The sequence below is a fragment of the Bradyrhizobium sp. JYMT SZCCT0428 genome, from assembly GCF_018131075.1.
Taxonomy (GTDB): domain Bacteria; phylum Pseudomonadota; class Alphaproteobacteria; order Rhizobiales; family Xanthobacteraceae; genus Bradyrhizobium.
This window is the reverse complement of record NZ_JAFCLS010000041.1, coordinates 65510-79291: the sequence shown is the minus strand read 5'-3', so window position 1 is coordinate 79291 and position 13782 is coordinate 65510. Positions and strand designations below refer to the sequence as shown.

Below are 13782 nucleotides of genomic sequence, written 5' to 3'. Positions count from 1 at the left end.
CTCGATCACGAAGCCGCCAAAGGCGAGCTCAAGAAGCTGGTTCCAGAGGACGCGAAAGAGGCCAAAGGGCACGGCGTGCGCGCCAAGCGCTCCAAGTCGGGCGCCATCAGTTTTGAACTTCAGGCCGCCGAATAGCCGCCGCCGAGCTTTCCAATCGGGCGACGTGTTGGAAGTCGGAGCGAAGCCCTCGCAGAAGGTTAGGACGTGGATGCGCCCCATGGAGTCGCCCTTCGACTTTGCCCATCTCGACCCGTCCTGCGATCCCCCGGAGGGATATGCCGCAGCCTTTGAGCTGCTGTCCGCTTTCTGGTGCGAGCTGCGCGCACTCCGGTCCGCCTGCCCGCAGGATGCGTTTCTGAGCGACTTTACCGCCCATCTGGAAGCCGAGTTGGTCGCCGCCGCTCTCGTGTTGGCGATTCAGGTCGAACTCCTGACCGCCCATTAGCGACCCCGCTATTTAAACGGAGTTACCGATGCAACGTGCAAGCCAGTCGATCAGCAATATAGGCGCCGCCCTTGCCAAAGCGCAGGCGGAAATCCAGAACCCGGAAAAGTCGCTGACGGCGACCATCCCTTCGGCGCTCCCGCGAGAGGAGAGCCGTACCTTTCGCTATGCCTCGCTGGCAAGTGGACTGGATATCGTCCGAAAATGCCTCAGCAAGCACGAGATCGCGACCGTCAGGCAACCGCGATAGAGCCTGAGACCGGTCTGATCCGACTCACCACCACCCTTCTCCATGCTTCCGGCGAATGGCTAGCCTCGGACTGGCCGGTCTGTCCCGTCACTGATACCGCGGCCCCGCACCGGATGGGCTCTGCCCTCACCTATGCCCGGCGCTACGGCCTCTTTACCCTGGTCGGGATCGCCGGCGATGACGATCTCGATGCTCCGGACGCGGAGCTAGCGCCCAGCAACGGGCCGCCGCAATCCGGTACGAACCCGCCAGCGAAAACGTTCCAAAGCGCCCGCAAGCGTGCCAACGGTGCTCATGTCAGCGTCCTGCCGGCTGAAGCCTCGGCAACACTGCGGGATCAGTTGCTGGCCGAACTCGACGGGTTGGGACTCATGGACGATCTGGATGCCTGGACCCTGCAAGCCTGGCCAAAAGCAAACTCCCTGACGCCTGTAGATGGCGACAAGGTAAGGGCGGCGTTTCAGGTCCGGCTCGCGGACGGCCAAATGACGTCGGATGCGGATAGCGCGTCAGACGAACTGCAACAAGCCACGGCGACCCCGGAGGTCCGATCGCGCATCGACAAGAGCGTGCTAACCCTGCCGGAGACCAAACGGCAGCGAGACCGGCAGCACCTGCGCTTTGTGGCTAGCCACCCCTGCCTTGTCTGCGGCCGCGAGCCGTGTGACCCACACCATTTGCGATTTGCACAGCCCCGCGGGCTCGGCCAAAAGGTCAGCGACGAATTTACGGTGCCGCTGTGCCGCGCGCATCATCGCGAGCTACACCGCGCCAGCAAAGAAAGAGATTGGTGGGTGACAGCCGGCCTAGAACCAGTCGGTTTGGCGCGCCAGCTTTGGCTGGAAACCCATCCGCTGCCTGTCGTTCCACCCGTCCAAGACGAAGATGGGGCGCCTACTGCGCCGCCCAGTCGCATCGGCCTGGTCGGAAAATAACACCCTTGACCTCAATGTGATTTGATAGGACGGCAGCTCGACTTGCGACAACCGATTTGTCATCGCTGCTCGCCAAGACGCAATCGCTGACTGGCCACGCTCGCTGTTTCGGTGCCACATCGATATACCGGCCACGTGGCGAACAACGCTTGTCAAATCGATCGATCGCGACGATCATTGATCATTCGAAAAGCGACGATAGACCGCAACGTAGCACCAGCCCTGCGCGCAGTGGATAGGAATGGGTCATGCCTGCTGCACCTTGGATCAAGTCGTATCCGCCGGGCGTCCGCTGGGACGCGGACTTAGCGACGATGCCGGTTTCGCAGATTTTGGAGCAATCAGTTGCAAGGTGGCCAAACAACCCGGCTCTCGATTTTATGAACAAAAGGATCTCTTATCGAGATCTCAGCGACCTTTCCAATCGGGCCGCGAAAGGATTTCAGAAACTGGGTGTGCGCCCTGGCGTGCATGTCGGGCTCTACCTGCCCAACACGCCCCACTACGTCATCGCTTTCTTTGGCGTAATGAAGGCCGGTGGCACGGTAGTCAACTACTCGCCCCTGGATGCGGAAAAGGTTCTCGAGCACAAGGTTGACGACAGTGAGACCGACATACTCGTGACGCTGGACCTTAAGGCACTGTACCCGCAGATGGGCCGGCTGCTCGGAACGACACGGCTGAAAATCCTTGTGGTCGGCAACGTAGCTGAGATGACCCCCGCGCCCACGGCCGTGCGCGATCATATGCTGAAGAATGATGAAATCGCGGCCGTTCCTAACGACAACAGGCATGTGACGTTTGAGTTATTCCTTGAAAACGACGGCAAGTATGCGGAGCATCCGATCGCCGACCTGCGTGAGTCCGTCGCGGTACTTCAATACACTGGCGGTACGACCGGACTTCCAAAAGGCGCGATGCTTACGCACGCCAATCTGTCGTGCGCGACCGCGCAGTATGTGGAGACGACCCACACGCACCCGCAGCTCCTCGACGAAGGCCGCGAGCGGATTCTTGCCGTCCTGCCGCCGTTTCACATTTATGCGTTGACGGTAAACATGCTGATGGGACTACGGATCGGCGCCGAGCTGATCTTGCACACGCGTTTCGACACGGCTGCGGTCGTCAAGGATATATGCGAAAAGAAAGTTACCGTCTTTCCAGGCGTACCGACGATGTATGTCGCGATCATCAACTATCCCGGTGTCGAAAATCTTGACCTCTCTTCAATCAAATGGTGTGCGTCCGGCGGGGCCCCCCTTCCTCTCGAGGTGCAGAAGCGCTTTCAGGACATTTCCGGGTGTCGGCTTGCCGAAGGCTGGGGCATGACCGAAACGTCGCCCACCGGTACATTTACACCATTGAAGGGGGCGGTGAAGCCTGGCTCGTGCGGGATCCCGATCCCTGGCATCACCATCAAGTTTGCCGACGTCGACGATCCGTCTTGCTATGTTGGGCTGGGTGAAAAAGGTGAGATTTGCATTGCCGGGCCCAACATCATGAAGGGGTACTGGAAGCGCGCGGACGCAACAAAGGAGACGATGACGAAGGACGGCTTTCTTCGAACCGGCGACGTTGGATACATGGACGAAGACGGATATGTCTTCATCGTCGACCGCACCAAGGACATGCTGCTATGCGGCGGCTTCAACGTGTACCCGCGCATCATCGAAGAAGCGATTTATCAGCATTCAGGCATTGAAGAAGTCATCGTGATCGGAATCCACGATGATTACCGGGGTCAATCACCCAAGGCCTTTGTGAAGCTCAAGGCTCACTCAAGCGCCATCACGCTCGACCAAATGAAGGATTTTCTCAAAGACAAACTCGGCAAGCACGAAATGATCAGCGCGATCGAAATTCGAGATGCCTTGCCGAGGACAGCCGTCGGCAAGCTATCCAAGAAGGAGCTATACGACGAAGAGGCCAGCAGACGCCGCGCTCAAGACAGATCGTCCTGAACGCTTCCGGCAATCACATGCTGGCCTGCGGTAACCTTCGCACGGACATTTTCTTGCTGCCTAATCTACTGGGATGCCAGCGTCCCAGTCCGACACTTCAAACGTCGGTTCGATTAATTTCCTTGCGGCATTCCCACGATTGGACAACACTCGCGAAACAGAAGGCACCTGCATTCGTCTTCCGGTTTGTCGTTTCGCGGTTGGCGGTGCTTGTAAGCCTACGAAGAGCGACCAAGAGGGAGGAGTGCCATGCGTCAGTGGATAATAGCTGCTGCCTTGTTGCCGGTGCTCGGCGGTGTGGCTCTTGCGCAAGAGACGGTCAAAATCGGCTATATCGATCCGCTCTCGGGCGGCGGTGCCAGCGTCGGCGAGGTCGGCTTCAAGACCTTCCAGTTTCTCGCTGACGAGTTGAATGCCAAGGGCGGCATTCTCGGCAAGAAGGTCGAGATCGTACCACTCGACAATAAGACCAATCCCCAGGAAAGCTTGATTCAGGCGCAGAAGGCGATCGATGCTGGCGTGCGCTACATCACCCAGGGCAACGGGTCGTCAGTCGCCGGCGCGCTGACGGATTTCGTAGCAAAATACAACGAACGTAATCCCGGTAAAGAGGTCCTCTATTTCAATTATGCCGCTGTGGATCCGGTGCTCACCAATGCAAAGTGCAGCTTCTGGCATTTCCGTTGGGATGCAAATTCAGACATCAAGATGGAAGCGCTCACGAACTACATGAAGAGCGCTTCAGCCATCAAGAAGCTTTACCTTATTAACCAGGATTATTCGTTTGGTGAGTCGGTTCGTTCCGCAGCGAAGACGATGCTGAAGGCGAAGCGCCCGGACATACAGATCGTCGGCGACGAACTGCATCCGCTGCTGAAGATCACTGACTTTGCACCGTATGTCGCGAAGATCAAGGCGTCCGGTGCTGACAGCGTCATAACCGGCAACTGGGGACAGGATTTTGCGCTCCTCCTCAAAGCTAGTGCCGATGCTGGACTCAAGGTGAATTGGTACACCTATTATGCGGGCGGCACCGGCGGTCCCACCGCGATCAAGCAGGCCAATCTCAATCATCAGGTGTTCCAGATCGCTGAGGGTATTCCAAATCTCGGCAATCCTGCCGCAGACACTTTCGAGAAAGCGTTACGCGCAAAATACGATTTCAGCCTGTTCTATCCGCGCGTCGTCAACGAGATGCGAATGTTTGCGGCCGCAGCCGAAAAGGCCAAGTCGCTCGATCCGGTCAAGGTCGCGGCAGCGCTCGAAGGCATGGAATTCGACGTCTATGACGGCGGCAAGGGCACCATGCGGAAGGATGATCACCAGTTCTTCCAGCCCATGTATATCGCTTCATTCGGCGATCGCACGGAGAAGGAGCCGTTCGACGAGGAAAAGACCGGTTGGGGCTGGCGGCTAGCCGCAAAGATCGAGCCTGAGCAGACCATGCTCCCCACCACCTGCAAGATGGAGCGCCCGAACTAACCGTCGTCACCGCGCAAACTTCCTGCGCTCCAGCGTTCGCCGGAGCGAGGTCGGCTCATCTCTTGGGGGGTGGAGCGTGCTCGAACTTATCGTCATATCGACGCTGAACGGCGTTCTGTTTGGAATGCTGCTGTTTTTGATGGCAAGCGGCTTGACCGTCATCTTCAGCATGCTCGGTGTTCTCAATTTCGCGCATGCGAGCTTCTACATGCTGGGCGCGTTTTTCGGCTTCCAGCTTAGCCGGTGGTTTGGCTTCTGGCCCGCGCTACTCGTCGCTCCCTTGCTGGCAGGGGGACTTGGTGCAGCGGTGGAGCGATTTGGTCTGCGACAGGTTCACAAGAACGGTCATGTCGCAGAACTCCTGTTCACGTTCGGCCTGGCGTTCGTGATCGAGGAGCTCGTACAGATTATCTGGGGCAAGAGTCCGGTCGATTTCCGCATTCCGTCTGTTCTGGATTTTCCTGCCTTCACAATCTTCTCCACCAATTACCCCGCCTACAAGATGTTTATGCTGCTGGTGTCGATCGCGATCTTCGTTGGCCTGCTACTGGTTCTCAAGAAGTCTCGTGTCGGTTTGATCGTTCAGGCAGCGCTCACCCATCCGCATATGGTTGGCCATCTCGGCCACAATGTCGGACGCATCTTCATGCTGGTATTCGGCGTCGGTACAGCCCTCGCCGCCGTCGCCGGCGTGATCGCAGGTCCCGCGCTGGTGACGCAGTCGAACATGGCTGCACTGCTCGGACCCATCCTGTTCGTGGTCGTTGTCGTCGGTGGGCTCGGTTCGCTGCCGGGCGCCTTCATTGGGTCATTGCTGATTGGCCTCGTCCAAACCTTCGCGGTCTCCATGAATGGCTCTCTCGAGGGCGCGTTTGGTCCGCTGAGTCCGACCTACGCGCAGTCCTGGCTGGCCGACATCTGGAGCGTGACGATCGCCCAGATCGCACCGATCATGCCCTACATGTTGCTGGTACTCATTCTGATCTTTCGTCCAATGGGTCTGCTGGGGACGCGTGAAACATGAGCGAAGTGACTTCAGGTGTAGCGCCGCCCTACCCCGCATTGAGCGAAAAGCTGAGATTCTATGGGATCTGGCTTGTCACAGGACTGATACTGCTGGCTTTGCCGAAAATTTTCGGCTCGGGGGGCGCGCTGACAACCTTCAGCTTGATCGGAATCTCGATCATCTTCTCTCTATCCTACAACATTCTGCTCGGCCAGACCGGATTGCTTTCGTTCGGCCACGCGGTCTATTACGGCTTAGGCGGCTTTCTGGTGATTCACGTCATCAATATTATCAGCGCCAACAAACTGCCGATCCCGTTGCCCTTGGTTCCTATTATCGGTGGCCTCACCGGACTATTCTTCGCTGCGCTGCTTGGATGGGTCTCGACCCAGCGCAGCGGAACGGCATTCGCAATGATTTCGCTTGGCATCGCCGAACTGATCGCCTCGTCGGCTCTGATCCTGCGGACGTTCTTCGGAGGAGAAGCTGGTATCTCAGCGAACCGCACCAAATTGTTTCGGGTTTTCGACTGGAATTTCGGGCCTCAAATTCAGATCTACTATCTGATCGCTGCGTGGACATTGCTGGCGGTCATCGCCATGTATGCGCTGACGCGCACCCCGCTTGGCCGCATGTGCAATGCGGTGCGGGATAATCCAGAACGTGTTCAGTTCGTTGGCTACGACCCCCACGTCGTTCGTTATCTGGCCTTCTGCTTTGCCGGCTTCTTTGCCGGCATTGCCGGCGCTCTAGCCGCGATTAATTTTGAAATCGCCAACTCGGCCTATCTCGGCGCCTTGCAGTCCGGCACTGTGTTGTTCTCGACGTATATCGGCGGCATTGGCTATTTTATTGGACCTATTGTCGGAGCCATATTCGTTACCGTGCTATCGCTGAGCTTGAGCGATCTGACATCGGTCTGGCAGCTTTACTTCGGACTGTTTTTCATAGCGGTCGTAACGTTTGCGCCCGGAGGCCTCACAGGGCTTCTGATGATGCACCGGCCGCTGCTTAAGAGCGGCACATTGGGCAAAATGTTGCCGTCCTATTTGATAGCGCTCGTTCCAACACTTGCATTGGTAGTAGGTCTCGTTCTTGCGACAGAATCGATCGTGCATCACACCGTGCATGCGGGCGATGACCCAAACATCAAAGCCTTCGGCGTGAACTTCAACGCCTCGAGCCCGATCACGTGGATCATTGCTCTGTTCCTGATTGTCGCCGGATCTTTCGCGGCGCGACTGACCTGGCGGCGGCTTGCACAGGCTTGGGGCGACGCGCTCTCGGCAGCCCATGAAAGGGGATACCACGCATGACCGCGCCCGCCATAGAAGTGAAGGACGTTCAAAAAAGCTTCGGCAACATATCGATCATCCGCGACCTGAACTTAAGCGTGTCACAGGGCGAACGGCACGCGCTCATTGGCCCCAATGGTGCTGGAAAATCAACAACGTTTAATCTCATCAGCGGCTATATCAGACCGACGTCGGGAACGGTGGCGCTTCGGGGCGAGGTAATTAACGGTTTGCCGCCCTACCAGATTAATCGTCGCGGCCTCTCGCGCAGTTTTCAGGTTACTAACGTGTTCGCAAACATGAGTGTATGGGAAAATCTGCGTTGCGCAGTCCTGTGGACCGACGGTCATCATTACTCGTTCTGGAAGAACATCGACAATTTAAAAGAGGTCCGCGACCGAACGGCGCAAGTTCTCTCTGATATCGGCCTCGCTGCACGCCGCGACGTGCCGGCGGGGCTGCTAACATATGCCGAACAGCGCGCGCTGGAAATCGGCATTACCGTTGCGGGCGGCGCCGACGTCATCCTTCTCGACGAGCCTACCGCAGGCATGAGCCATGCGGAAACGGAGCGGGCGGTTTCGCTGATTCGTCGCCTCACCGAAGGACGAACATTGGTGATCGTCGAGCACGACATGAGCGTCGTGTTCGGCCTCGCCGACCGAATCTCGGTGCTGGTCTACGGCCACATCATTGCGACCGGAACGCCGGACCAGATTCGCTCGAATCCCAAAGTCAAGGAAGCCTATCTCGGCGAGGAGGCAGCTTGATGCTCGAGGTCAAGGACCTGCACGCCTATTATGGCAAGAGCCATATTCTCCAGGGCGTTGACCTGCGGATCGATGCTGGTGAAGTCGTAAGCCTATTGGGCCGGAACGGTGTAGGGCGTTCGACGACGGTCAAAGCGATCATGGGAGAAGTGCCGCCACAGGGCACCATCCGGTTCAAGGGAGCTGACATCGCGGGCAAGCCGAGCTTTCAAATCGCCCAACTCGGCCTCGGATATGTTCCAGAGCATCGCGATATTTTTCCTGGGCTTACTGTGCGTCAAAACCTGATGCTCGGGATCAAAGACCCGCGCAAGCCTGGCAAATGGCGGCTCAACGACATGCTGGACATGTTCCCTAACCTCGCCGCGCGTGCGGATACGGACGCTGGCGTCATGTCTGGCGGTGAGAAGCAGATGCTCACTATGTGTCGTACGTTGATGGGCGATCCCGAACTGATCATGATCGACGAGCCCACTGAAGGGCTGGCGCCGCTCATTGTTCATCAGGTCGGCAACCTGATTGCGGAAATCGCGCGTCGTGGCGTGGCAATTCTGCTGGTCGAACAGAAACTCTCCATCGCGATGCGTATATCGCACCGCGTGTACGTCATGGGCCATGGTCGCATTGTGTTTGAGGGTACACCCGCGAACTTGACGAGCAACGACGCGGTTCGAAGGGAATGGCTTGAGGTTTGAACCGGGCATTTTCGACGCCCGCAAGTTGAGTGGATTATCGATGCCGGTCACTTCAGCCAATGGAATTGAGATCGCATACGACGATCGAGGCAATCGGAGCGATCCGGCCGTCGTCCTCGTTATGGGCCTTGCCACGCAAATGATTGCCTGGCCGGAGGCATTCTGTGACGACCTTGCCGCTCTGGGCTTCCGCGTTATTCGCTTTGACAATCGAGATGTCGGGCTGTCGACCAAGTTCGAATCTGCGCCATCGATCGACCCCGGCGCGGTCCTGCAACGGTTGATAGCTGGGAGCAAACTAAATCCACTTTATGACCTGACCGATATGTCCGCAGATACCGTCGGGCTGATGGATCGCTTGGCAATCGAGAACGCCCACGTTGTCGGGGCGTCCATGGGAGGCATGATTGCGCAGATCGTCGCGGCCAAATATCCCACTCGCGTACGAAGTCTGGTTTCCATTATGTCGTCGAGTGGCGACCCCGGTCTGCCACAGGCGAAACCCGAAGCGATGGCTGCGATCATGCAGGCCCGTCCGGATAGCAGCGACCGCAAGCTTGCGATTCAGCACCGCGTCAAAATCGATAAAGCGATCGGTAGTTCAGGCTATCCGACGCCGGACGAGGAGCTGCGAGCCAAGGTCGGCGCCGCCTTCGATCGGTCTTACTATCCCGTGGGAATCGGACGCCAGTTTGCCGCGATCCTGGCAAACGGCTCGCGTGTCGAGATGCTCAAGAGGCTTTCCGTTCCAACGCTCGTACTTCACGGCGCTGACGATCCGCTGGTACCCGTCGAAGCCGGCAGACATACCACCGCATCGGTTCCGGGATCGAGCCTCATGGTTATCCCCGGGATGGGCCACGATAATGCCGCCGGTCTCATTCCCGTTCTGGTCGAGGCAATCGCGGCGCACTGCAAGAAGGCCGACCAAAACTCGAAGCGAGCGAAGATTTGTGGAACAGAGCAGATAGCTTCTGCGCAGGCCGCCGGGACGCTTTCCGGCACGGCCCTCGAATCGGATGGAGAAAGCCATGGACAGGTTGTCAGCACTCGATGCCAGCTTCCTTTACGGAGAAACACCGGAATCTCCTATGCACGTTGCCGGACTGGCAATCTTCGGGCCCGCTCCGGCAGATACCGATATCTTCGTGATGTTCCGCGACCATCTCAAGAGCCGCCTCCATCTTGTTCCTTTCTTTGAGCGCAAGCTGGCGCTGGCGCCGATTCAGCTCGATCATCCAGTCTGGGTGCACGACGACAATCTTGACCTTGATTATCACTTTCGCCACACCTCGTTGCCAAAACCCGGAACGCAAGACCAGCTCAAGACACTGGTGGCGCGGCTGCACATGATCCTGCTCGATCGCGCCCGACCGTTATGGCAGTATTATGTAATTGAGGGTCTCGAGGCTGGCGGCTTCGCCGTATACATCAAGATGCACCACGCCGGTATCGACGGTGGCGCAGGAATGGCTGCGCTTCCGATCATCTTCAGCCCCTCGCCCGAACCGGAACGCGCGCCGCTTCCATCGCCACCAGCCAAGGACAGCAGAGCACCTGAGATCTTCGAGCTGATCAGCGACTCCTACGCCAAGTTTTTCAATCAACAGCGCGCCTTCTACGAATCCTGGCCCGATCTCGCCAAGGCGATCGCAAAAGTGGGACAGCGCGCTACGCAGGACCTAGCTAATCCCCCTCGAATGCTTCCGCTTGCACCGAAAACGCTTTTCAATGTGTCACTTTCCAGCCAGAGGTCGTTCGGAACCTGCACCCTCTCCCTTCGCGACGCAAAGGCCGTGGCAAAGCTCACAAAGTCAAAGATAAACGACGTTGTGATGACGATCAGTGCCGGTGCATTACGGCGCTATCTAGAGCTACGGAAGGGGCTTCCCGATGGCCCGCTGATCGCGGCGGTGCCGGTCTCGCTGCGAAAAGCGGGGAACGCCGATATGAATAACCAGGTCACGGCGATGCTTTGCAACCTGGCCACGGACATTGCCGATCCGATCCGTCGTCTGGAAGCCATCGTTGCCTCATCCACCGACTCCAAGAAGCGGCTGGAGGATATTCGTGATGTCATTCCGGCTGACCTGACGTGGCTGGGAGCACCGATCATTATCACCGGGATGGCGCGCTTGATGGGGCAAGCTAAACTTGCCGAGCAACTGCCAGCAATCGTGAACGTCCTGATTTCAAACGTGCCCGGACCAAAGGAGCCGCTGTACTGCGCCGGCGCAAGGATGGTGAATTATTTTCCGGTCTCGATTCCATCGAACGGCAGCGTCCTGAACATCACCGTGCAGAGCTATCAGGATAATCTGGATTTCGGACTGATCGCCTGCCGAGCCGCTGTTCCTGATATCGAGAAACTGGTGGAGTTTTTGATCGATGAATTCGATCGCCTGAGAAGGGCGGCGGGCGGACCAGAGCAGGCAAAGGCACGAAAGATCGAGATCAGGGAAGCCAAGAGCGCATAGGTCCGGGGGAAATATTTGCGCCAGCGGACGAAAAACGGCTCGCGCGAAATCGTATCAAATCACAGGAGGGTAAAGCCATGGCCAGCAGCATTTATAAGGTTATCGAATTGGTAGGTACAAGCACCGAGTCTTGGGAAGAAGCCGCGCGCGGTGCCGTTGAGCGTGCTTCGAAAAGCTTGCGAGATCTCCGGGTAGCCGAGGTAGTCGAACTCGATATGCAGATCACTGATGGCAAGATTGAAGCGTACCGTGCCAAGGTCAAGGTTTCGTTTAAATTCGAGGACAACCAGTAGCCTGCGCCACGGACGACATCGGTACAGTCAATCGTTGCCATGGCAGGTCGTTGGCTTGTCCTCACGGATTTGCCTGCGGTGCGCTTCGTGGGATTGGTCATTCTGCTCGGCGAGGTATGGCGTGGGTCGCATAATCGATGACTTCGACCGCCTAGCGATCGTTTTGGAGACGGGCCATGAAGATTGGAGAGCTGTTCAGCGTGCGGGGCAAGGTTGCTCTGGTGACCGGTGGAAGCCGTGGTATCGGTGAAATGATTGCGCGCGCTTATGTAGAGAATGGCGTGAGGGTTTACATCACCGCGCGTAAAGCGGATGCATGCGACGCTCTCGCAAATGAATTGTCGAAATCCGGCGAATGTATCTCGGTCCCCGGCGACATTTCTCGTCTCGATGAAATAGACAGGCTTGGCACCGAAATCGAAAAGCGCGAGGACAAGCTCGATATTCTCGTCAACAACGCAGGCGCCAGCTGGGGAGCGAATTTCGCTACGTTTCCCGAATCTGGATGGGATAAGGTGATGGACCTGAACGTGAAGTCGGCCTTCTTCATGACGCAGCGGGTGTTAAAGTTGCTGCAGGCTGCTGGCTCCGAAGACGATTTTGCGCGCGTTATCAATATTGGATCAATCGAAGGCATGCGAACATCGCATCTCGAAGCTTATTCATATGCCGCGTCCAAGGCAGCGATACTCCACCTCACCCGCATGATGGCAAAATATCTTGCAAAAAATCACATTGCAGTAAACGCCATCGCGCCTGGTTACTTTCCGTCAAAAATGACAGACGCGATTCCCGAGGACGAAAGCGAAGTGATCGAAGGACACACACCGATGCGGCGTTGGGGGCGTCCGGAAGATATGGCAGGCGTCGCTTTGTATTTGGCCTCCCGCGCCAGCGGTTTCGTTTGTGGGTCGACTGTGGTGGTAGATGGTGGATTGGCGACGACAGGATAGGTGAACCGTTTGGAATACATGCAGCCGACTCCAAAGCTTGCTCAGGGGCACCTAGCCAAAGGACGTTGTACCCCCTCGATCCGCGGAACATGACGGCACGCTTCAGATAACGTCTCAAGTTAGCCGCCCGAGGGGCTGGTCTTGTATGAAAGTTCTTCTCCCCTACGACGGCTCACATTCAGGAGCCGAGCATGGCGAAAAAGGCATAGCGACACGTCGATCCTGGAGAATGTCAGTGAAGACGATCACAGCATTGGCGGCCAACAAGCTTGGTAAATTTCTGGCCAAGGATTTTCGGCGCATTTTTGGGCCGGCGCATGATGATCAGGCAGAGCGTCTTGGCTCTTTGGCGCGCAGTACGATTGAATTCCTCGGACGGAGCGATGCTCCCTATCATAATTTTGAGCATACATTGTTAGTCACGATGGTCGGGCGCGACATTTTACACGGCTTAACGCTCTGCAAACGAATTGAGCCTGCGGACTACAATCATCTCATCGTAGCATGCCTATTGCATGACATCGGTTATATGCGCGGCGCGCTGAGTGGCGATACTGAGACGGAATTTGTTGTGGATCGGAGCGGAGAAAAAGTTAAGCTTCCTCGCGGCGCTTCAGATGCAGCCCTGACACCTTATCATGTCGATCGCTCGAAGCTGTTTGCTTTTGAACGTCTCGGAAACTCTCCGACCATCGATGCCGCACGGATCGCGGAAGCAATCGAGTGTACCCGTTTTCCACCTCGGCCGGATCGAAGCTCTGCAGATGATGCGGAGCCGAGGTTGGTGCAGGCTGCGGATCTCATAGGACAACTCGGCGACCCCATGTACTCGCGGAAAGCAAATGCCCTTTATTCTGAGTTTGAAGAGATCGGCATGAATCGACAGCTCGGGTATTCGTCGCCAGCCGATCTTATCGATAAGTATCCAGCCTTCTTTTGGAACAATGTCTCAATGCACCTCGACGACGGTATCAAATACTTGAATATGACGGTTTCCGGCCGTCAGTGGATAGCCAACCTCCATCATCACATCCTGTGTGCGGAGCATGCCCACCGCCTGATGGGACCTCAGCGTTGAGGAATCGGTTTTAAAAGTGATCACGCGTGGCCCAGTGTTTCGCTCCCGCGATGATTTACTGAAGCCAAATACTGCCGTTCCTCCGCTCGATCCGGGAGTTGATTGGCACGCATTCGTTGCGACGCAAAAGACGGCCTCAGTG

General features: G+C 57.1%; 14 protein-coding genes and 1 pseudogene. All 15 read left to right on the top strand.

Annotated elements, in window-relative coordinates:
• A pseudogene (locus JQ575_RS45085) lies at nucleotides 1–135 on the top strand (endonuclease); the annotation flags it as partial.
• Nucleotides 136–217: 82 nt separating this feature from the next.
• A complete protein-coding gene (locus JQ575_RS32545; RefSeq protein WP_212000121.1) occupies nucleotides 218–445 on the top strand; it encodes a hypothetical protein in 228 nt (75 codons plus the stop codon).
• Between the two features lie 28 nt (nucleotides 446–473).
• Nucleotides 474–695 (top strand): hypothetical protein, encoded by a 222-nt coding sequence (locus JQ575_RS45080; protein WP_249167047.1) that lies wholly within the window; start codon nucleotides 474–476, stop codon nucleotides 693–695.
• Complete coding sequence (locus JQ575_RS32540; protein ID WP_249167046.1) at nucleotides 650–1630, top strand: ERF family protein; 981 nt, start codon at nucleotides 650–652, stop codon at nucleotides 1628–1630. The genes JQ575_RS45080 and JQ575_RS32540 overlap by 46 nt, the downstream gene beginning before the upstream one ends.
• A gap of 248 nt (nucleotides 1631–1878) precedes the next feature.
• Nucleotides 1879–3591, top strand: a complete 1713-nt coding sequence (locus JQ575_RS32535; RefSeq protein WP_212037261.1) for a long-chain fatty acid--CoA ligase — start codon at nucleotides 1879–1881, stop codon at nucleotides 3589–3591.
• 249 nt (nucleotides 3592–3840) lie between these two features.
• Complete coding sequence (locus JQ575_RS32530; protein ID WP_212037260.1) at nucleotides 3841–5073, top strand: branched-chain amino acid ABC transporter substrate-binding protein; 1233 nt, start codon at nucleotides 3841–3843, stop codon at nucleotides 5071–5073.
• A 76-nt stretch (nucleotides 5074–5149) separates the two neighbouring features.
• Entirely contained in the window at nucleotides 5150–6097 is a 948-nt protein-coding gene (locus JQ575_RS32525) for a branched-chain amino acid ABC transporter permease (RefSeq protein WP_212037259.1), read from the top strand.
• Nucleotides 6094–7395 (top strand): branched-chain amino acid ABC transporter permease, encoded by a 1302-nt coding sequence (locus tag JQ575_RS32520; RefSeq protein WP_212037258.1) that lies wholly within the window; start codon nucleotides 6094–6096, stop codon nucleotides 7393–7395. The genes JQ575_RS32525 and JQ575_RS32520 overlap by 4 nt, the downstream gene beginning before the upstream one ends.
• Nucleotides 7392–8144, top strand: a complete 753-nt coding sequence (locus JQ575_RS32515; RefSeq protein WP_212037257.1) for an ABC transporter ATP-binding protein — start codon at nucleotides 7392–7394, stop codon at nucleotides 8142–8144. The genes JQ575_RS32520 and JQ575_RS32515 overlap by 4 nt, the downstream gene beginning before the upstream one ends.
• Complete coding sequence (locus JQ575_RS32510) at nucleotides 8144–8839, top strand: ABC transporter ATP-binding protein (RefSeq protein WP_212037256.1); 696 nt, start codon at nucleotides 8144–8146, stop codon at nucleotides 8837–8839. Before JQ575_RS32515 ends, JQ575_RS32510 begins: the two co-directional genes overlap by 1 nt.
• Nucleotides 8829–10040, top strand: a complete 1212-nt coding sequence (locus JQ575_RS45075) for an alpha/beta fold hydrolase (protein ID WP_249167045.1) — start codon at nucleotides 8829–8831, stop codon at nucleotides 10038–10040. Before JQ575_RS32510 ends, JQ575_RS45075 begins: the two co-directional genes overlap by 11 nt.
• Complete coding sequence (locus JQ575_RS32505; RefSeq protein ID WP_249167053.1) at nucleotides 9931–11316, top strand: wax ester/triacylglycerol synthase family O-acyltransferase; 1386 nt, start codon at nucleotides 9931–9933, stop codon at nucleotides 11314–11316. The genes JQ575_RS45075 and JQ575_RS32505 overlap by 110 nt, the downstream gene beginning before the upstream one ends.
• A 77-nt stretch (nucleotides 11317–11393) precedes the next feature.
• Nucleotides 11394–11609 (top strand): dodecin family protein, encoded by a 216-nt coding sequence (locus JQ575_RS32500; protein ID WP_212037254.1) that lies wholly within the window; start codon nucleotides 11394–11396, stop codon nucleotides 11607–11609.
• A 176-nt stretch (nucleotides 11610–11785) separates the two neighbouring features.
• Complete coding sequence (locus tag JQ575_RS32495; RefSeq protein WP_212037253.1) at nucleotides 11786–12562, top strand: SDR family oxidoreductase; 777 nt, start codon at nucleotides 11786–11788, stop codon at nucleotides 12560–12562.
• Nucleotides 12563–12797: 235 nt separating this feature from the next.
• Nucleotides 12798–13640: an HD domain-containing protein gene (locus tag JQ575_RS32490; RefSeq protein ID WP_212037252.1), complete on the top strand. Its 843-nt coding sequence runs from the start codon at nucleotides 12798–12800 to the stop codon at nucleotides 13638–13640.
• Nucleotides 13641–13782 lie beyond the last annotated feature (142 nt).